We start from the raw sequence: 19,119 nt of genomic DNA on the forward strand, positions 1-19,119 counted from the left end.
CAGACCCCCGGTTCAGAGCGGGAGACGTTGCTCCCGCGGCCCATCCTGGACGACCGGACGCCCGATCCGAAGGGGGTTCCTCGATACTGGCGCGCAGTGTCCGGAGATGCGGCGAATGCGTCCGGCGGTCCTCCCCGCCGGACGCGGGACGGCGGCGGGTCAGCCGCCGGTGTTGACCTCCTGGCCGAGGGCGCTGCCGCGCAGCCACTTGGCCCACGACTGCTGGTAGAAGCCCCAGCCGTTGTTCCACGGCAGATCGCGGTCGGTACCGGTGATGACCACCGGGTCGCCGAGGTAGGAGAAGCTGTAGTACCACTCGGCCTTGGACGGCGGGGAGTTGACGCAGCCGTGGCTGACGTTCTCGCTGCCCTGCGCCCACACGGTCGAGGCCATCGAGTGGATGTACTCGCCGCTGTCGGAGATCCGGACGGCGAAGGGGATGACCTCCTTGTAGCCGCCGTTCGCCTTGTCCTCGGGTTTGACGCCCATCCACTCGGACGTCATGATCGCCGGGTTCTCCTTGCCCATGGTCAGATGGACGCCGCTCGTGGTCTCGTAGACGTCCACCCCGTTGCGGATCCGCCCGCCGCGGCCGGCGCTGATGCCCCAGCCGTTGACCTTGACGCCGTTCTTCTTCACGACGAGGCGGTGCGTCTTGACGTTCACGGTGACCATGTGCGCGTCGCCGATGCGGAAGCCGCGGGTGAAGTCGTCCACGCCGTAGGTGCGCTTGCCCGCCTTCACGCCGGACAGCTTCGCGCTGAAGGTGACCTTCTGGTTGGGCTGCCAGTACTGCCCGTTCTTGGTGCGGAAGACGACGTGCGAGTCGTCGATCCACTTCCACGCGCCGACGGCGGGCTTCTCGGACTTCACCTGGAACGACTTCTCGACGGCCTTGCGGTCGTCCACGTCCCGGTTGAAGGAGACCATGATCGGCATGCCGATGCCGACCTTCTCGCCCCTGCCCGGCGTGACGTCGGTGATCTCCAGCTCGCGGCCCGCCTTGACGGTGCCGAAGGCGCTGGTGGCCGTCGCCGTCTTGCCCTTGGGGCCGCGGGCCGACGCCTGCACCTGGTACTGCGAGCCGGGCCGCAGCGTGCGCGACCGCCAGGTCGTCCTGTCGGCCGACATCTCGCCCTCGACCGGCTTGCCCTTGCGCGTCACGACGACCTGGTCGAGCGTGCCGCCAGCCACCTTGACGACGACGCCGGCGTCCGGGGCGGCGCGGCCCTCGCCGTTCCCCGGCGTGATGGTGAGCTGCGGCGTCCCGGCCTCGGCCTTGCCGTCCACGTTCGCGCCGGCGTGCTTCTCACCGCCTCCGCACGCCGTCAGCGCCAGCGTCAGCGCGGTGAGCCCCGCACCGGTCCGCACCCCCGCGGTGAGCGTCCGCCCCACGTCAAACCTCCAGACCCCGCCGTATGGCGGAGACATTAGCGACAAATGTGGTTGTCGTGGGGTTTGCTCGGGGCGTTCGGGATCTCCGAGATCAAAGCGTTGCGAATTCCCCGGTCAGGACAGCGCGCTTCCCTGCTTCCACTTGTCGAAGGACATCTGCCAGAAGCTCCAGCCGTTGTCCCACTCGACCTTGCGGGAACTGCCGGTCAGGGCGAGGACGTCGCCGCGCTGCGCGTGGTCGTAGTACCAGCGCGCGTTGGCCGGGCTGAGGTTGAGGCAGCCGTGGCTCGTGTTCGCCGAGCCCTGGATGCCGACGTTCCACGGCGCGGAGTGCGTGTACTCGCCGCTGTTGGAGAACCGGACGGCCCAGTCCACGTCGGTCTTGTAGTAGCCGGGGTCGCCCGGCTTGCGTCCGGGGGACACCATCGTCACGTGGCTCTCGCGCTCCATCAGCAGGTGGACGCCGCTGGTGGTCGTGTACTCGCGGGTCGAGCCGTTGCCCGCGCTGAACGGGATGCGGCGCACCTTCTCGCCGTCCCGGTAGACGGTCATCTCGTGGTCGGAGATGTCGCCCTTGGTGATCTGCTCCGCGCCGATCCGCATGGTGGCCGCGGAGTCCTTCACGCCGTAGACGCCGTTCCCGACGCTGACCCCCGCCAGCTTCGCGTCGATCTCGACCTTCTGGTGCGGCGCCCAGTACGTCCTGGTCCGGTAGACGAGCCGGTCGTCCCCGATCCAGCGCCACGCGCCCTCGACGGGCTTCTCGGGCGTCACGGTCAGCGCGCGCTCGACGGCGGCCTTGGCCGACTTGCCGGTGACGGCGCGGTTGAGGCGGACGAAGACCGGCATGCCGACGCCGACCTTCTCGCCGGCCTGGTTGGGCGTGATGTCGACGATCCGGAGCGTCTTGCTCGGCTTGAGGGTGCTGAACCGGCTCGTCACGGTGACGGGCTTGCCGTTCCGCCTGCCCTGGACGCTGACGGTGTAGTCGGCGCCGGGGACGAGCGTCCGGGTCGAGTGCCAGCTCTTGCGGTCGGCGACGAACTCGCCGGGCAGGGCCTTGCCGCCGCCCTGGACGGTGACGCCGTCCAGCGTCCCGGAGGCGGCCTTCACCTCGACCGTCCCGTCGGGCTTCACGGCGGTCGCGCCGTCCGCCGGCGTGACGGTCACGGGGTGGGACGACTCGGCGGCCAGCTCGCCCCGCTTCGTCCCGCCGTCGCCTCCCCCGCACGCCGACGCCAGCACGAGCATCGCCCCCGCCCCCGCGGTGACGACGACCCCAAGACGCCCCTTCGCCATGCAAATCCCCCCAGATCCCCCAGATGGCATACGAAGGGAAAATCTATACGAGATTGGGACATGCACCGGACAAGTTAAAGGTCACACCGGAACTCGCGCGACCTTTGCCGGACGTCAGCAGGCGGACGTCACGGGGCGGGGGTGAGGGGCCACGGGGCGGGGGTGAGGGGCCGGAGGTCAGGCGGTGGCGGGTTCGGCGTTGACGCGTCCCGCGCAGCGCCGGAAACCCCAGACCGAGACGGCGACGGCGACCGCGCCGAGCGCCGCGACCAGCGACGTGCGCACCCACAGGAAGACCGCGATCGACTGGCTGAACAGCATCCACAGGCTGAGCGCCGCGTTCGCCAGGAAGACCGACGCCCACAGCAGCGACACCCGCGAGAAGAACCGCCGCACCCGGACATGCCGCAGGAACGCCTCGGGCATCGGCACCAGGTCGGTGGCGATCTTCTGGGCCAGCGGGCGGCGGAGCGGCACCGAGACGAGGAACGAGCCGCTGACCATGAGCGTCCCGAGCGTGGGCTGCAGGAAGTACAGGACCGGGCTGTGCGTCGCGGCGGCCAGCCCGGCGCGGACGGTCACGCCGACCGCGGCCAGCAGCAGCATCCCCGGGACGCCGTGCCCGCGCGCGTACCGCCAGGCGAGCCCCCCGTACACCCAGCCGACCGCCGCCACCAGGCCGCCGTTCAGCCCCCACAGCGCGAACGCGGCGTAGAAGACGGCGACCGGCGCGATCACGCCTTCGACGAACCGCGGCGCGGCCTGCCGGAGCAGGATCCCGAGCCGGGGCAGTTCGAAGGAGTGGCCGCAGGCGTGCCCGTCCGCTGCTTTCTGGTGCATCGAGCCTCGCGCTCCCGCGTGCGTCGCGATGATGGTCCCGGCGAGGTCCGGAACCCGCCCCACGGTACGTGAAGATCTCGGCCACGGCCGGACATCCCGGTCAGTCGAACCGATCCGGCCGTTTCCCTTGACCGTATTGGACTCTTCGTTAACAGTGCGGGTGACCAGGTCTCACCGGGCAGGTCTCATCGAGGAGGCGTCATGGGTGCGCAGATCCCGTCCGAGGCGGGCGACTTCGGGCAGCTGCTGGAGGCGGTGAGCACCCCGGCGGAGCTGCGGGAGCTGCTCCACGCGGACGGCGTCGACGACAAGGTGATCGTCGAGTTCGTCCGGGCGGCCGGGGTGGACGAGGTGCTCGACCGGATCTTCGGCCTGATGGGCAGCCGGTTCGTCCCGGAGAAGGCGGGCGGCGGCGCGGGCAGCGTCCAGTGGAACGTCAAGACCCCCGACGGCACCCGCACCTACCACCTCGACATCGCCGACGGCCGCGCCGCCGGCGGGCGCGGCGCCCCGGCGAAGCCCACCGTGACGCTGGGCGTCTCCCTCGTCAGCCTGCTGCGCCTGTGCACCGGCGAGCTCAACGGCGTCACCGGCGTGATGACCGGCAAGATCAAGATCTCCGGCGACATGATGTTCGGCGCCAAGATGCAAAGCTGGTTCGACTACAGCTGAGCCTCTCCCCCGGCTCAGGCTTCTCCCCCGGCACAGGCCTCCCCCGGCTCAGGCCTCGGGGGCGTCGGGGACGACCTGGCGGGCGGCCGAGTAGAGGGTGCGGAGGGTCACGGCCACGGCCGGGCGGCGGACGCTGGCGGCCCGCGTGACGGCGTAGACCTCGCGGGCCAGGGTGCAGTCGGGGATGCGGCGGACGGCCACGTCCCGGTCGCCGGCGGCCAGGGCGAGGGCGGGGACGGCGGTGATGCCGAGGCCGCGCGCCACGAGGCTGAGGATGGTGTGCAGGCCCTCGAACTCCCACGGGACGGGGCCGGTGCCGCCGACCTCGTCCAGCAGGCGGTCCACGGCGTGCCGGGACGGCTCGCCCGGCGGGGCCGCCATCCACGGCTCCTCGCGCAGGGCGCGCAGGTCCACCGGGCGCTCCGGGTCCGACAGCGGATGGTCCGCCGGGACGACCAGCACCAGCGGGTCGCGGCGCAGCCGGAACACCTCCAGGGACGCCGGGGCCTGGTCGGGGAGCGAGCCGGTCCAGTCGTCCACGAGGGCGATGTCCACCTCGCCGCCGCGCACCTGGGCGAGCCCGTCGCCGAGGCGCGTCTGCCGTAGCACGAAGGTAAGGCCGGGATGGTCGGCGAGGCCGTGCGCGAGGGCCGGGGCGAACGCCACCGCGGCCGTGGGGAAGGCCGTCACCGCGACCCGGCCCATGGGCGCCTCGGCCTGGGCCGACAGTTCGGCCTCGGCGACCTCGACGAGGCCGAGGATCTCCTCGGCGCGGGCGGCCAGGCGGCGTCCGGCGTCGGTCAGCTCGGCACTGCGGGCGGTGCGGTCGAGCAGCGGGACGCCCGCCTCGCGCTCCAGCGCGGCGAGTTGCTGGGACACCGCGGACGCCGTGTAGTCGAGGGCAGCGGCGGTCGCGGCGATGCTGCCGCGGCGGGCGAACTCGGCGAGCAGCTTCAGCCGGCGGACCTCGAGCATAAGTTCATCTTACGGTGAGCATCGTCGAGAGTCGCTTGTGATGATGCTCTGAGCGGGAAAGCATGAAACGTACCCGGCCGGGTCACTCAGAGGGGTCGATCGCTCACCGAGCGCCACCCCGTTTTCAGCGAATCCGAATTCCCGTTCACTCCGCTTCAGGAGCATTGATGTTTGCCGTCAGTCCGTCCGCCCGGCCGGTTTCCGCCCAACCCCGATCCGTGCCCCTCTCGGCCACGCTCGCCGTCAACGAGGCCCTCGCGCGCCGCGCCCGCCTGGGGCTGCCCGTCCTGCCGCTGGGGTTCGGCGAGGCGGGGATCCCGATCCATCCGGCGCTGACCGAGGCGCTGTCCGCCGCCGCGGACCGGGGCGGGTACGGTCCCGTCGCCGGGTCCGAGGAGCTGCGGGAGGCGGTCGCCGGTTACTGGACCCGGCGCGATCTGCCGACCGGGGCCGACCGGATCGTGGCCGGTCCGGGCAGCAAGCCGCTGCTGTTCGCGCTGCTGCTCGCCCTGGGCGGCGCGGTGGCCGTGCCGAAGCCGAGCTGGGTCTCCTACGCCGCGCAGGCGGCGCTGCTGGACGGCGACCCCGTGACGATCGCCACCCCGCCGGGCGAGGGCGGGGTGCCGAGCCCCGCGCTGCTCGCGGACGCGTGCGTGCGGGCCAAGGCGGCGGGACGTCCGCTTCGCGCGGTCGTGGTGACGCTTCCGGACAACCCGACCGGCACGCTCGCCTCGGCCGGAACGGTCCGGAAGCTGTGCGAGGCCGCCCGCGAGCACGACCTGGTGATCATTTCGGACGAGATCTACCGCGACCTGGTGCACGACCCCGCGCAGCCCGTGCCGAGCCCGGCCACATGGGCGCCGGAGCGGACGGTGGTGACCACCGCGCTGAGCAAGAGCCTCGCCGCGGGCGGCTGGCGGCTCGGCGTCGCCCGGCTCCCGGACGGCCCGTTCGGCACCGCGCTGCGCGACTCGCTCACCGGGATCGCCAGCGAGCTGTGGTCCAGCGCGCCCGCGCCCGTCCAGCACGCCGCCGCCTACGCGTTCGGCGAGCCGCCCGAACTGGTCGACCACATCGACCTGAGCCGCCGCCTGCACGCCTCGGTCGTCCGGGCGGTCGCCGACCGGTTCACCGCGGCCGGCGCGCACGTCGCCCGGCCGCAGGGCGGTTTCTACCTCTACCCGGACCTCGGCCCGCTGCGGGACCGGCTGGGCGCCGCGCACGCGGTGACCACCGGGGCCGGGCTGACCGGGCTGCTGCTGGAGCGGCACGGCGTCGGGGTCCTGCCGGGGTCGGCGTTCGGCGACGACGAGGACGCGCTGCGGATGCGCGTCGCCCCGAGCCTGCTTTACGGACCGGACGACGAGCACCGTCTTGCCGCGCTCCGGTCGCCCGACCCGGTGGCGCTGCCGTGGATCGCCACCGCCCTCGACCGGCTCTCCGAGGCGCTCGCCGACATCGTCCGGCCGGCCCTCGAACCGGTTCCCGGGGCCTGCTGACCGATTCCGGCCCGTCCCCCGCGCGCGACCGCCGGCCCATCCCGCCGTCATCACGGGATGGGCCGGTTTCCGGTGGTGTAATCTGCGTCGTCGCGTGGGGCAATCGCCGTTAAGCACCCAAGTGCGTTCCCAGCACTTCGTGCCGTGATTGCCCGGTGAATCCAGAACCACTGCGACGTCACGGATGTGATCAATGGAGGCGAGGGAGCACGCCATGAGGCATGCACGGGACGGCGCCGCGGCCGCGATGAACGCCGCGTCCCGAGTGCTCGTCGCCCGGGGCAAGAGCGAGCCCCAGGAGGTGGAGAACCCGGACGTCGCCTGGGGCCAGCGGGCGCGCGACGGCGTGTGGGTCCCGACCAAGGACGGCCAGCGCATCCACATCGGCATCGACCTGACCGCCGCCGACACCGTCCCGCAGGTGCTGCGCCCCACCCTGCGGGTGTTCGTCGGCGTGGACGTCGACACCGACCTTGTCGCGCAGACCACCGCGCACGGCGTGCGGCTGCTGACCGTCGTGCACGGGCCGAACGCCCCCGCGGAGTTCCGCTTCCCGATCTCCCTCGCGGACGGCCTGACCCTGGAGGCCATGCCCTCCGGCGGCTACGACGTGGTGCACCTGCGGTACGGCGCGACGGTGGGCCGCTTCTACAACCCCTGGGCGGGCGACTCCATGTTCCGCCAGATCAAGGCCGACTACGTCCTGGACGGCCAGAGCATCACCATGCGCGTGCAGCACGAGGGCGCGACGTACCCGGTCATCGCCGACCCGCACTACGCGCGCTGAGCGCCGCCCCGGCCCTCCCGGCGCCCGCGGCCCCGCCGCACCACCCCCCACCCCCTTGCCCGCCGCGCGGGCGCGTCTCCGGCACGCCCGCTCTCACGTACCGGGACGGCTGAGCGAGACGGGTTCGGCGAAGTCGAGCTCGGCGCCGACCTGGCGCACGGTCTCGGCCCCGATCTTCCCCCGGCGGTAGAGCGTGTCCAGCTTGGCGCGCTGCGCCCGGACGAGTTCGGCCCGCACCCGGCGGCTTCCGGGCGGCTCGCCGCGGTCCTCGCGGCTTCCCTCGTCCTCGTCCTCCTCCTCGTCGCCGCCGCCGTCGCCGCCGTCGTCCTCCAGCTCGTCCAGGAAGTACTCGACGCGCTCCAGGCGCAGTTCGAGCATCTGGCGGAAGGCGTCGGTGGTCCGCTCGTCCACCTGGTCGGCGTCGGCCAGCTCGTCCAGCCGGACGAGCGCGGCGTTCACCGCGGCCTTGCGCGCGATCATCGCCTCGCGCCGGCCCCGGTCGGTCTCCACCAGGCCGAACCGGCGCAGCAGCACCGGCAGCAGCGGCGCCTGCCCGACCAGGGTGACCAGCACCACCAGCGCGGTCAGCAGCACCAGCAGCTGGCGGTCCGGGCCCGCCGCGGCCGGGATGGACAGGGCGATGGCGAGCGAGATCGCGCCGCGCAGCCCGGCGAACCCGCTCACCAGGCGCTGCCGCCAGTGCAGGCCCTCCTGGCTGACCCGGCCGCCGGGCAGCAGGTCGGCGATCGGCCCGTTGCCGAGCTCCCACGCCACCCGGACGCCGATCACGACCGCCGAGACGACCAGCGAGATCCACACCACCTCCCACCAGGACCGTCCGCCCGGCTGGTGCAGCAGCTCGCGGATCTCCAGGCCGAGCAGCACGAACAGCGCCGACTCCAGCAGGAAGGTCACGATCCGCCAGAAGGTCGTGCCCAGCAGCCGGGACGCCGGCTGGAGCAGGCCCTCGCCGCGGGTGCCGAGGTAGAACCCGGACACCACGGCGGCGAGCACCCCGGACGCGCCGAAGCTCTCCGCCGGGATGTAGGCGGCGTAGGGGGTGACCAGCGACACGATGATCTGGCTGCTGGGGTCGGAGATCTGCCGCCGCACCCGGCGCACCACCAGCCCGACGGCCAGGCCGTAGCCGACGCCGCCGATCACCACCTGCGCGAGCCGGACGGCGCTGTGCCCGAACGTGAACGGCGTGTGCAGCGCCTCGACGGCGAGGCCGAACACGGTCAGCGCGACGCCGTCGTTGATCAGGCTCTCGCCCTCCAGGATCGTCACCAGCCGGGGCGGGGCGCCGAGCCGCTGCATGAGCGAGGTCGCGGCGACCGCGTCGGTGGGCGCGACGGCCGCGCCGAGCGCGATCGCGGCGGCCCAGCCGGTGCCCGGCAGCAGCCCGTAGACGGTCGCGGCGACGGCCGCGGTGGTGACCAGCGTCAGCCCGACGGCCAGCGCGAAGATCGGGACGGCGTTGGAGCGCGTCTCGCGCGGCGCGGAGAAGAACGCCGCGTGGTAGACCAGCGGCGGCAGGAAGCCGAGCAGGACCACCTGCGGCGAGACCGAGACCGCCGGCAGGCCGGGCATGAACCCGGCCGCGATCCCGAGCAGCACCATGAGGATCGCGTCGGGGACGCCGAGGCGGCGGGCCAGGGCGCGGGCGAGCAGCACCACGATGGCCACGACCAGCAGCACGATGAACAGGCGGTCCTCCCCCACGAGAAGATCGTTTCCCGCCGGTTGCCGGAGTATGCGCCCAAAGCCCCCCGTTCTGGACGGCGGCGGCCCCCCTGACCTGCGCCGGGACGGCCCCGGTGACCCCGAGGCGGACGGTCCGGGACGGAGCGGTGACCGGGAGGGGGCGGACCGGCGGCCTGGCGGACTAGGGTGAGAGCGCGTCGCGCGTTCCCCCACGGTGCGGTCCGCGCCCGCCGTGGCGACGCGACGGACCGCCCCCGGTCTCCGAAACTGGAGTGACCGTGATCTTCACCCATGACACCGAGCACGCGCTGGCCACGGTGGTCGACCTGGTCAACACCGCGCCCGCGGCCGCAGGCGAGGAGGGCCTGCCCGACCTCGCCGCGCTGCGCGCGCTGCTGCACCGGCACCGGACCAGCGACGTGCGCGAGCTCACCGAGCGCGACCTGGCCGTCGTCCGCGGCCTGCGGGACCGCTTCCACGCGGTGTTCCTCGCCGCGGGCGACCCGGCCGCCGCCGTGGCCCTGGTCAACGAGGTGGTCGGCGGGGTGCGCACGACCCCGCACCTGACCGACCACGACGGCTACCACTGGCACGTCCACTTCTTCGCGCCGGGGGCGCCGCTCGGCGAGCACCTGGCGGCCGACTGCGGGATGGCCCTGGCCTACGTGGTCGCCGCCGGGGAGCTGGACCGGCTGCGCACCTGCGAGGCCCCGGACTGCGGGCGCGTCCTGGTCGACCTGTCGCGCAACCGGTGCCGCCGCTACTGCGACAGCCGCACCTGCGGCAACCGCATGCACGTGGCGGCCTACCGGGCCCGCCGCAAGGACGCCCAGGCCCCCGCCTAGGCGAACACCCCGCGAGGTCGCTAACCTCGTGAACCAGAATCTCGTTCATCTCCGGCCCAGGCCGCCAGATGGGCCTCACGAAGACCTGAGAAGCGTTGGAGGAACCCCTGTCCAGGCGAGCACTGATCACCGGGATCACCGGGCAGGACGGCTCGTACCTCGCCGAGCACCTGCTCGCCGAGGGCTACGAGGTCTGGGGGCTGGTGCGCGGGCAGGCCAACCCGCACGTGGCCCGGCTGCGCAAGCACGTCGGGGACGTCCAGATCACCACCGGGGACCTGCTCGACCAGGGCAGCCTGATCTCGGCGGTGGAGCGGGTCCAGCCCGACGAGGTCTACAACCTCGGCGCGATCTCCTACGTCCCGATGTCCTGGCAGCAGGCGGAGCTGACCGCCGAGGTCACCGGCATGGGCGTGCTGCGCGTGCTGGAAGCGATCCGGGTGGTGTCGGGGATCGGCGGCTCGCGCACGCCGTCCCGGGGCGAGCAGATCCGCTTCTACCAGGCGTCCTCGTCGGAGATGTTCGGCATGGTCCGCGAGACCCCCCAGAACGAGCGGACCCCGTTCCACCCGCGCAGCCCGTACGGCGTCGCGAAGACCTACGGGCACTACATCACGCAGAACTACCGCGAGTCGTACGGGATGTTCGCGGTCAGCGGCATCCTGTTCAACCACGAGTCGCCGCGCCGGGGCGCGGAGTTCGTCACCCGCAAGGTGACGCTGGGCGCGGCGCGGATCAAGCTCGGGCTGGCGTCGGAGCTGCGCCTGGGCAACCTGGAGGCCCGCCGCGACTGGGGCTTCGCGGGCGACTACGCCCGCGCCATGCGGCTCATGCTGGCGCAGGACGCCCCCGAGGACTACGTGATCGGCACCGGCAAGACGCAGTCGGTGCGCGACCTGGTCGAGTTCGCCTTCCGCACGGCGGGGCTGAACTGGGAGGACCACGTCGTCCTGGACGAGCGGTACACCCGTCCGGCCGAGGTGGACCTGCTGTGCGCCGACCCGAAGAAGGCGCGCGCGCAGCTCGGCTGGGAGCCGGAGGTGACCTTCGAGGAGCTGGTCACCATGATGGTCGAGTCCGACCTGCGGCTGCTCGCCGGATCGGCCCGTCCCGAGGACGAGCCGTTCAGCCCCGACCACTGGTGACGGCGAGCGTCCACGGCGGCGGTGCACGGCGGCGGTGAGGCGGCGCGCCGGGGCCGTCCGCCGGGGGCGCGGCGAAGATCACCGGTGGGGTGACCGGCGCGCGGGCGGCCTGCGTACGATCGGACCATGAGCACTTGTGAACATGTGGCGTCGCTGCCCGTGCCCGAGCCGTCCCCCCGCACGCCGGAGGGCTGCGAGGAGTGCCTGCGCGACGGCACCCGCTGGGTGCACCTGCGGCTGTGCCTTGCGTGCGGCCACGTCGGCTGCTGCGACTCCTCCCCGATGCGGCACGCGTCGGCGCACGCCGCCGACGAGAAGCACCCCGTCATCCGGTCGTTCGAGCCGGGCGAGGACTGGCGCTGGTGCTTCGTCGACGAGCTGATCGTCTGATGGCGGACGTCCGGCTGTCGCAGGGGCGGGGCCGCTGGATCCTGCTCGCGACGGTGCTCGGCTCGGGCGTGGCGTCGCTGGACGCCACGGTCGTGAACGTGGCCCTGCCGAAGCTGGCGGGCGACCTGTCGGCCTCGATGGCCGGACTCCAGTGGACGGTGAACGCCTACACCCTCACGCTCGCCGGGCTGATCCTGCTCGGCGGGTCGCTCGGCGACCGGTTCGGCCGCCGCAGGGTGTTCGTGATCGGCGTGGTGTGGTTCGCGGTGGCGTCGGTGCTGTGCGGCGCGGCGCCGAACGTCGGGACGCTGATCGCGGCGCGGGCTCTGCAGGGCGTCGGCGGGGCGCTGCTCACGCCCGGCTCGCTGGCGATCATCCAGGCGTCGTTCGACAAGGACGACCGGCCGCGGGCGGTCGGCGCGTGGTCCGGGCTGTCGGGCGTGGCGGGCGCGGTCGGCCCGTTCGCGGGCGGCTGGCTGGTGGAGGTGGCGGGCTGGCGCTGGGTGTTCCTGCTCAACGCGCCGCTCGCGGTGATCGTCGTGCTGGTGGCGCTGCGGCACGTCCCCGAGACCCACGACCCCGAGGCGACCGGACGGTTCGACGTCGCGGGCGCGGTGCTCGCGGCGCTCACGCTCGCCGGGACGACCTACGCGCTCACCGAGGCGCCGGGCAAGGGCGCGAGCGGCGCGGTGGTCGTCGCCGGGGTGGTGGGGGCCGGGTGCGCGGTCGGGTTCGTCCTGGTGGAGCGGTGGCTCGGCCGGGGCGGCGGGAGGCGGCCCCAGCCGATGCTGCCGCTGACGCTGTTCGCCGACCGGGAGTTCTCGGCGGTCAACGCCGTGACCTTCGTCGTGTACGGCGGGATGGGCGTGATGTTCTTCCTGTTCGTGCTGAACCTCCAGGTCGTCTCCGGGTTCTCGCCGATCGCGGCGGGCACGGCGCTTCTGCCGGTGACGGTGCTGATGCTGCTGCTGTCGTCGCGGGCGGGCGCGCTGGCGCAGAGGATCGGGCCGCGGGTGCCCATGACGGTCGGCCTGGTGCTCGCCGCGGGCGGGATGGCGCTGGTCTCGCGGGTCGGGGCGCACGCGTCCTACGTGCGGGACGTCCTGCCCGGCGTGGTGGTCTTCGGGCTCGGCCTGTCGGCGATGGTCGCGCCGCTCACCGCGACGGTGCTGGCGAGCGCGGACGTCCGGCACGCGGGCATCGCGAGCGGGGTGAACAACGCGGTCGCGCGCGCGGCGGGCCTGCTGGCGGTCGCGGCGATCCCGCCGCTGGTCGGCCTGACCGGGGACGCCTACCGTGACCCGGGGAAGTTCTCGCACGGGTTCCGCGAGGCGATGCTCGTCTGCTCGGGGATGCTGCTGGCCGGCGCGGTGCTGACGCTGTTCACCGTCAAGGACGACTCGCTGCGGACGGCGCCGCCCGAGCGCGAGCCGGAATGCCACACGCACTGCGCGGTGGGCGCTCCCCCGCTGGAGGCGGACCGGGCCGCCTGACCGATTCGTCCGTCATGTCGTCACCCTCGGTGGCGACGGCGTGAATCTCGGGCCGATTCCGGCTATGTCCAGGACCGGATCAGTTCGTTGTCATACGGTCAGGGCATGAATCTGCGGCAGCTGCGCTATGTCGTGGCGACCGCCGACCACGGCACGATGACGTCGGCGGCCCAGGCGCTCTACGTGGCCCAGCCCGCCCTGTCACGGGCGGTCCGGGAGCTGGAGCGCGAGCTCGGCGTCGAGCTGTTCGCCCGGTCCGGACGCGGCGTGGTGCTGACGGCGGCGGGCGAGCAGGTGGTCCGGCACGCGCGGGTCGCGCTGTCGGCGGTCGAGGCCATCGAGGGCCTGTCGGCGGCCGGCGCGGGCGGCCGCGGCGCGGACCTGCGGATCGCGACCACGCTGTCGCTGGAGCCGGAGCTGACCGGGCGGCTGATCCCCCGGTTCGCGCGCGACCAGCCCGCCGTCCGGGTCCGGGTGGTGCGCTGCCCCGGCGCGACGCACGCCGCCGCCGCGCTGCGGCAGGGCCGGGCCGACCTGGCGCTGACCGACCTCCCCGTCCCCGGCGACCTGGTCGCCCACCCGGTGGACCAGCGGGAGGTCGTGCTGGTGTCGCCGCCGGGGCTGAAGCTGCGCGAGCCCGTCCCGACCGCCGCGCTGAACGGCATGAAGCTGATCCTGCCCGCGCGCGGCACCGCCCCGCGCGCCGAGATCGACATGATGCTGGAGCGGGTGGGCGCGTCCCCGGTCGCCGCCGTCGAGTCGGAGGAGCGCGGCGCGTGGCTCGGCTGCGTCCGCGCGGGCATGGGCTCGCTGCTCTGGTACCGCAACCAGCTGGACGACACCGACGGCCTCGCGGTGCGGTCGTTCATGCCGCCGCTGACCCGGCTGGTCGGGATCGTCCACGCGCACCGGCAGCTGCCCCCGGCCGCGCGCGACTTCCTGGCCTTCGCCAAGGAGAACCCCCGGGCCGTCCACCACCCCTGACCGTCCGGCGCGCGGGCCCCGGCAGGCGGCTGACCTGCGCCGGTGGACGGTCCGACCGGTCTGCCGGACATGCCATGATCGGGGCGTGGAGACGACGCACGCCCTGTGGCTGCTGGCGGTGCCGGTGGTCGCCCTCGCCGTGGCCGCCCTCGCCCGGCGCACCCGCATCGCCGCGCCGCTGGCGCTCGTGATCGCCGGCCTGCTGGTCTCGTTCGTGCCGGGCGTGCCGAACTTCGAGCTCAACCCGGAGTTCGTGCTCTTCGTGTTCATGCCGCCGCTGCTGTTCTCGGCCGCCTGGCAGAGCAGCTACGTCAACCTGCGCGACAACTTCCGGCCGATCACGCTGCTGTCGGTCGGGCTCGTCCTGTTCACCACCCTCGCGGTCGGCTGGGTCGTGCACCTGGTGGTGCCGGGCCTGCCGCTGCCGGTGGCGCTGGTGCTCGGCGCGATCGTCGCGCCGCCGGACGCGGTCGCGGCGGTGAGCGTCGCGCAGCGGCTCGGGCTCCCCCGCCGCACGGTGACGATCCTGGTCGGCGAGAGCCTGTTCAACGACGCGACCGCGCTGACGGCGTTCCGGGTCGCCGTCGCCGCCGCGACCGGCGCCGGGTTCACCTGGCTGGACGGCGCGGGGCGGTTCGGCTACGCGGCCGTCGCGGGGACGCTGATCGGGCTCGTCCTCGGGCCGCCGCTGCACCGGCTGCGGACGCGGCTGAACGACCCGCTGGTGGAGAACGCCGTCGCGGTGGTCGCGCCGTACGCCGCGTACCTGACCGCCGAGGCGGTGCACGCGTCCGGCGTGATCGCGGTCGTGGTCAGCGGCCTGTACCTGGGGCACCGGTTCACCGAGTCGCCCGCGATCACGCGGCTGATCGGGCACTCGTTCTGGAAGATCGTCGTCTTCCTGCTGGAGTCGGTGGTGTTCCTGCTCATCGGCCTCCAGCTCCCGCCCGTGCTGGACGCGGTCTCGCAGCGGTCCTGGCCGAGCCTGGCCTGGTGGGCGCTGGTGGCCTTCGCGGTCACGGTCGTCGCCCGGTTCGTCTGGCTGTTCGCGGTGTCCTACTTCCCGATCAAGCTCGGCCTCACCCGGAACCGGGGCAAGGGCGAGGAGCCGGACTGGCGCGCCCACGTGGTCGTCGGCTGGGCCGGGATGCGGGGCGTGGTGTCGCTCGCGGCGGCGTTCGCGATCCCGTTCACCACCCGGTCCGGCGCGCCGTTCCCGGACCGCGACCTCGTGCTGTTCCTGACCTTCACGACCGTCCTCGCGACGCTGCTGGTGCAGGGGCTCACCTTCCCGGCGCTGATCCGGGTGCTCCGCGCGGGCGGCGCCGACCGCGAGAGCTACACCGACACGGTGGCGGAGGCGGGCGCGCAGCACGCGGCGGCGTCCGCGGCGATCAGCCGGCTGGACGAGCTGGCGGCGTCGGAGGAGCTCGACGAGAACGTGGTGGAGCGGCTGCGGCACATGGCCGAGCACCGGCAGCTGCGGGCCTGGGAGCGCCTGGGCGGCGGGACGGTCCCCGGCGGCGGCGAGGTGCCGAGCGCGACCTACCGGCGGCTGCGCCGCGAGATGCTCGCCGCCGAGCGCGCCACGTTCATCCGGATGCGGGACGAGCGGCGGCTGGACGACGCGGTCCTCGCGCGGGTGCTGCACGAACTGGACCTGGAGGAGGCCGCGCTCCAGCGCGACTGACGGGCGCGGCGGAGTGGACGAGCCGTCCCGGACGGTCGGTCCGGGACGGAACGGTGTCCCTGCGGCAGTGCGGGACGGGACGGAGCGTCCGGACGGCTCAGACGACCGGCGAGCCGTTCGGGGGCTTGTCGGGCAGTTCGACGGCGTAGGACTCCTTGACCACGTCCAGGTGGTGCCAGGACTCCCGGACGGTCGCGCCCGGGATGCCGCGGACGGCGTCCAGGACCTCGACCAGCTCGGCCCGCGACGACGCCTCGGCCTGGCCGACGATGTCGTAGCGGCCGAACCCGGTGGCCAGGTAGCGCACGCCCTCCTGCTCGGCGACGGCCTCGGCGACCCGCCGGACCGCCCCGGACACCACCAGCCCGAACCCGCCGAGCTCGGCGGCGCCGAGCGCGAGCGGGTCGGCGAGACCGGTGACCTGGATGACGCCGGACCGCATCAGCCGGACGACGCGGGCGCGGGTGGCCGCCTGCGAGAGCCCGATGATGTCGGCGAGCCGCGTGTAGGGGGCCCGCCCGTCGCGCTGCAGTTCCTGCAGCAGGCGCCAGTCGATGTCGTCCAGGGTGATCCGGTCCAGCGACCGGACCACGGCGTGCGCGTCCCGGACGGTGGTGACGGTCCGGAACACCTCGGTCGCCTCGACCCCGGGCACCGAGCGGATGTGGTCCACCTCGGCGGCCAGGGCCTCGTCGTCCCGGGTGCGGACCTGGGCGACCAGGTCGTGCGGCCCGGCGGTCAGCGCGGTGAACCCCACGGCGGGCCGCTCGGCGACCGCGGCGGCCACCTCGCGGGCCGGGCCCGCGACGGTGATCGACACGTGCCCCACCGCCTCCGCCCCGACCACCGCCGAGTGCACGATGCCGACGACCCGGACCACTCCGGTCTCGAGCAGGCTCTGCACCCGCGCCCGCACTGCCGTGCGGGAAAGCCCCACCCGGTCGGCGAGCGCCTGGAAGGTCGCTCTGCCATCCCGCTGGAGCTCGCGGACGAGCACGGCGTCGACCGCATCCAGCACGGCTGTCCTCCTCGCGATGCGATGAAACTTTTTGTCGGAACTGCAAGATCATTCCATTTCACGGCGGTCTGCCGTCAAATATTGATCTTGCTCGTGTTCGCCGGTCCCGGCCGCCGTCGAAGCGTCGGCGTACGGCCCGGACGGCGACGAATGCGGGGCGGCGCGCGGGCGCGCGGCAACGCAACGCGCCCCGGGCCCCCGCGCGGGGCGGTTCCGGGCCCGGACGCGCGCGGGCGTGGCGATCGTCACTCCCGCCCCGGCGGCGGGCACGCCGGACCGGGGCCACGAGCGTCACCGACATGCGCTACTCCCGGTCTTCTGCTGTGCCGCCTCCTACGGCGAAACGGCCGTCCGCGCGAGGCTCATGTAAGAAAAGTGCATCGAGCGCGCAAGAACGTCAAGAGGTGACTTCACAGAGAGCAAGGCCTCGCGAACCCCCTGCGGCAGGGGTGTCCGGGCAGGTCGGGAGCGTCGCCCGGGCGCCCGCGCACCCCATCGGACGATCACCTCTCGGCCACGTTTTCGTCACCGTGCGAGACCTGTCCGTCCACCTCGGGCGCCTTGATCGGTCCGTGATCGGTCCGTCCGGCGCGGGACGCGATCCGCGCGCGGGGCTTTGGTTCGAGCATGGCCGGGTATGGCGCACAATGTACGGTGGCCCAGCCACTCAGAACCGCGATTGGTGTGTAGAACAGCCGTGCGCCTGTTGAACGGTGAGCGACCCGCTCACGATCTCACCTACAACGACGTCTTCATGGTCCCGCGCCGCTCGTCGGTCGGGTCCCGTCTCGAGGTGGACCTGTCCACGGTCGACGGCAGCGGGACGACCGTCCCGCTCGTCGTGGCGAACATGACGGCGGTGTCCGGGCGCCGGATGGCCGAGACGATCGCGCGGCGGGGCGGCGTCGCGGTGATCCCGCAGGACATCCCGGTCGAGGTGGTCGCCGAGGTGATCTCCTGGGTGAAGGGCCGCGACCTCGTCGTGGACACCCCGATCACGCTGTCGCCCTCCGACACCGCCGGCGAGGCGCTGGCGCTGCTGCCGAAGCGCGCGCACGGCGCGGTCGTCGTGGTCGAGAACGACCGTCCGGTCGGCGTGGTGACCGAGGCCGACTGCCAGGGCGTGGACCGGTTCGCCAACCTGCGCGACATCATGTCCCGCGACCTGGTGACGCTCCCCGCGGGCGTCGACCCGCGCGAGGCGTTCGAGCGGCTGCACGCGCGCGGCCACCGGCTCGCCCCCGTCGTGGACGGCGAGGGCCGCCTGGTCGGCGTGCTGACCCGCACCGGCGCGCTCCGCGCCACCCTCTACAAGCCCGCCGTGGACGCCTCCGGCCGGCTGCGGATCGCGGCGGCGGTCGGCGTGAACGGCGACGTGGCGGGCAAGGCCAAGGCGCTGCTGGAGGCGGGCGCCGACCTGCTGGTGGTGGACACCGCGCACGGCCACCAGGAGAAGATGATCTCGGCGCTGCGCGCGGTGCGCGGGCTGGACCCGCACGTCCCCATCGTGGCGGGCAACGTCGTCACGGCCGAGGGCACCCGCGACCTGATCGAGGCGGGCGCCGACATCGTCAAGGTCGGCGTCGGGCCGGGCGCGATGTGCACGACCCGGATGATGACCGGCGTGGGCCGCCCGCAGTTCTCCGCCGTCCTGGAGTGCGCCGCCGAGGCGCGCCGCCTCGGCCGCCACGTGTGGGCGGACGGCGGCGTCCGGCACCCGCGCGACGTGGCGCTGGCGCTCGCCGCCGGGGCGTCCAACGTGATGGTGGGCTCCTGGTTCGCCGGGACGTACGAGTCCCCCGGCGACCTCCAGCGGGCCGCCGACGGGCGGCTCTACAAGGAGAGCTTCGGCATGGCGTCGGCGCGGGCCGTCCGGCTGCGCACCGCCGAGGACTCGCCGTTCGACCGGGCCCGCAAGGCGCTGTTCGAGGAGGGCATCTCGACCTCCCGCATGTTCCTGGACCCGCAGCGTCCCGGCGTGGAGGACCTCGTCGACTCGATCGTCGCTGGCCTGCGCAGCTCCTGCACCTACGCGGGCGCGCGGTCGCTGGAGGAGTTCCACGAGCGCGCGGTGGTGGGCGTCCAGTCGTCCTCCGGCTACGCCGAGGGCATGCCGCTCGCCACCTCCTGGTGACCGCTCGCTCCGCTGACCTGCACTGCCGTCCCGCGGTGGGCGATCGGGCCCGCCGCGGGGGCACGACATGATCGAATATTGGCCGCGGTGGGACCGTCCGGCCGCGCACGAGCCGAGCGAAGTGCCTATTCTAGGCATCAGTTGCAAGTAACGGCGTACTGCTCGTATTCGGACGACTACTTCCGCAACCTTGACCTGGTTTTGCGCGTCCTGAATGTAGTTATGTGCCTGAATTGAGAGCGCGTA

Annotated in this window: 16 protein-coding genes; 10 read left to right on the plus strand and 6 right to left on the minus strand. The window is 73.3% G+C overall.

Going from position 1 to position 19,119, the window contains the following annotated elements; genetic code table 11:
- Positions 1-159: 159 nt before the first annotated feature.
- From ACFPCY_RS42255 to ACFPCY_RS42265, 3 genes are all read right to left on the minus strand, one after another.
- On the minus strand, positions 160-1,395 hold the full coding sequence (locus tag ACFPCY_RS42255; protein ID WP_378265417.1) for a L,D-transpeptidase: 1,236 nt from the start codon (positions 1,393-1,395) through the stop codon (positions 160-162).
- 114 nt (positions 1,396-1,509) lie between these two features.
- Positions 1,510-2,694 carry a L,D-transpeptidase gene (locus tag ACFPCY_RS42260; protein ID WP_378265419.1) on the minus strand — a complete coding sequence of 395 codons (1,185 nt, stop codon included), beginning with the start codon at positions 2,692-2,694 and terminating at the stop codon, positions 1,510-1,512.
- A 177-nt stretch (positions 2,695-2,871) separates the two neighbouring features.
- Positions 2,872-3,597: a VC0807 family protein gene (locus ACFPCY_RS42265; RefSeq protein WP_378265421.1), complete on the minus strand. Its 726-nt coding sequence runs from the start codon at positions 3,595-3,597 to the stop codon at positions 2,872-2,874.
- A gap of 138 nt (positions 3,598-3,735) precedes the next feature.
- On the opposite strand from ACFPCY_RS42265, the gene ACFPCY_RS42270 reads away from it, so the two are divergent.
- A complete protein-coding gene (locus ACFPCY_RS42270; protein WP_378265423.1) occupies positions 3,736-4,206 on the plus strand; it encodes an SCP2 sterol-binding domain-containing protein in 471 nt (156 codons plus the stop codon).
- A 48-nt stretch (positions 4,207-4,254) separates the two neighbouring features.
- On the opposite strand, the gene ACFPCY_RS42275 is transcribed toward ACFPCY_RS42270, so the two are convergent.
- The gene (locus ACFPCY_RS42275) at positions 4,255-5,181 is read right to left on the minus strand and encodes a LysR family transcriptional regulator (RefSeq protein ID WP_378265425.1); all 927 of its coding nucleotides are present in this window, start codon (positions 5,179-5,181) and stop codon (positions 4,255-4,257) included.
- Between the two features lie 167 nt (positions 5,182-5,348).
- Here ACFPCY_RS42275 and ACFPCY_RS42280 point away from each other — a divergent pair, with 167 nt between their 5' ends.
- Positions 5,349-6,680, plus strand: a complete 1,332-nt coding sequence (locus ACFPCY_RS42280; protein ID WP_378265427.1) for a pyridoxal phosphate-dependent aminotransferase — start codon at positions 5,349-5,351, stop codon at positions 6,678-6,680.
- A gap of 214 nt (positions 6,681-6,894) precedes the next feature.
- Positions 6,895-7,467, plus strand: coding sequence for a hypothetical protein (locus ACFPCY_RS42285; protein WP_378265429.1), 573 nt, complete (start codon positions 6,895-6,897; stop codon positions 7,465-7,467).
- A 93-nt stretch (positions 7,468-7,560) separates the two neighbouring features.
- On the opposite strand, the gene ACFPCY_RS42290 is transcribed toward ACFPCY_RS42285, so the two are convergent.
- On the minus strand, positions 7,561-9,192 hold the full coding sequence (locus ACFPCY_RS42290; RefSeq protein WP_378265431.1) for a Na+/H+ antiporter: 1,632 nt from the start codon (positions 9,190-9,192) through the stop codon (positions 7,561-7,563).
- A 260-nt stretch (positions 9,193-9,452) separates the two neighbouring features.
- On the opposite strand from ACFPCY_RS42290, the gene ACFPCY_RS42295 reads away from it, so the two are divergent.
- The 6 genes from ACFPCY_RS42295 to ACFPCY_RS42320 all read left to right on the plus strand — a co-directional run bounded on the left by ACFPCY_RS42295 (position 9,453) and on the right by ACFPCY_RS42320 (position 15,721).
- The gene (locus tag ACFPCY_RS42295) at positions 9,453-10,019 is read left to right on the plus strand and encodes a CGNR zinc finger domain-containing protein (RefSeq protein ID WP_378265433.1); all 567 of its coding nucleotides are present in this window, start codon (positions 9,453-9,455) and stop codon (positions 10,017-10,019) included.
- A gap of 107 nt (positions 10,020-10,126) precedes the next feature.
- A complete protein-coding gene (locus ACFPCY_RS42300) occupies positions 10,127-11,164 on the plus strand; it encodes a GDP-mannose 4,6-dehydratase (RefSeq protein ID WP_378265480.1) in 1,038 nt (345 codons plus the stop codon).
- Between the two features lie 126 nt (positions 11,165-11,290).
- Positions 11,291-11,554, plus strand: coding sequence for a ubiquitin carboxyl-terminal hydrolase 14 (locus tag ACFPCY_RS42305; RefSeq protein WP_378265435.1), 264 nt, complete (start codon positions 11,291-11,293; stop codon positions 11,552-11,554).
- Positions 11,554-13,047: an MFS transporter gene (locus ACFPCY_RS42310; RefSeq protein ID WP_378265437.1), complete on the plus strand. Its 1,494-nt coding sequence runs from the start codon at positions 11,554-11,556 to the stop codon at positions 13,045-13,047. The genes ACFPCY_RS42305 and ACFPCY_RS42310 overlap by 1 nt, the downstream gene beginning before the upstream one ends.
- 105 nt (positions 13,048-13,152) lie before the next feature.
- Positions 13,153-14,031 (plus strand): LysR family transcriptional regulator, encoded by an 879-nt coding sequence (locus tag ACFPCY_RS42315; RefSeq protein ID WP_378265439.1) that lies wholly within the window; start codon positions 13,153-13,155, stop codon positions 14,029-14,031.
- Between the two features lie 85 nt (positions 14,032-14,116).
- Positions 14,117-15,721, plus strand: coding sequence for a Na+/H+ antiporter (locus ACFPCY_RS42320; protein WP_378265441.1), 1,605 nt, complete (start codon positions 14,117-14,119; stop codon positions 15,719-15,721).
- A gap of 97 nt (positions 15,722-15,818) precedes the next feature.
- Here ACFPCY_RS42320 and ACFPCY_RS42325 read toward each other — a convergent pair whose 3' ends face one another.
- Complete coding sequence (locus ACFPCY_RS42325; RefSeq protein WP_378265444.1) at positions 15,819-16,739, minus strand: Lrp/AsnC family transcriptional regulator; 921 nt, start codon at positions 16,737-16,739, stop codon at positions 15,819-15,821.
- A 697-nt stretch (positions 16,740-17,436) separates the two neighbouring features.
- On the opposite strand from ACFPCY_RS42325, the gene ACFPCY_RS42330 reads away from it, so the two are divergent.
- Complete coding sequence (locus ACFPCY_RS42330) at positions 17,437-18,873, plus strand: GuaB1 family IMP dehydrogenase-related protein (RefSeq protein WP_378265446.1); 1,437 nt, start codon at positions 17,437-17,439, stop codon at positions 18,871-18,873.
- Positions 18,874-19,119 lie beyond the last annotated feature (246 nt).

The organism is Actinomadura gamaensis, assembly GCF_042652125.1.
Lineage (GTDB): Bacteria > Actinomycetota > Actinomycetes > Streptosporangiales > Streptosporangiaceae > Spirillospora > Spirillospora gamaensis.

Excerpts from the sequence above, each read along its gene's own strand:
- ACFPCY_RS42260 (WP_378265419.1), bottom strand. The coding sequence starts at position 2,694 with ATGGCGAAGGGGCGTCTTGGGGTCGTCGTCACCGCGGGGGCGGGGGCG.
- ACFPCY_RS42310 (WP_378265437.1), top strand. The coding sequence starts at position 11,554 with ATGGCGGACGTCCGGCTGTCGCAGGGGCGGGGCCGCTGGATCCTGCTC.
- ACFPCY_RS42275 (WP_378265425.1), bottom strand. The coding sequence starts at position 5,181 with ATGCTCGAGGTCCGCCGGCTGAAGCTGCTCGCCGAGTTCGCCCGCCGC.
- ACFPCY_RS42270 (WP_378265423.1), top strand. The coding sequence starts at position 3,736 with ATGGGTGCGCAGATCCCGTCCGAGGCGGGCGACTTCGGGCAGCTGCTG.
- ACFPCY_RS42305 (WP_378265435.1), top strand. The coding sequence starts at position 11,291 with ATGAGCACTTGTGAACATGTGGCGTCGCTGCCCGTGCCCGAGCCGTCC.
- ACFPCY_RS42280 (WP_378265427.1), top strand. The coding sequence starts at position 5,349 with ATGTTTGCCGTCAGTCCGTCCGCCCGGCCGGTTTCCGCCCAACCCCGA.
- ACFPCY_RS42315 (WP_378265439.1), top strand. The coding sequence starts at position 13,153 with ATGAATCTGCGGCAGCTGCGCTATGTCGTGGCGACCGCCGACCACGGC.
- ACFPCY_RS42285 (WP_378265429.1), top strand. The coding sequence starts at position 6,895 with ATGAGGCATGCACGGGACGGCGCCGCGGCCGCGATGAACGCCGCGTCC.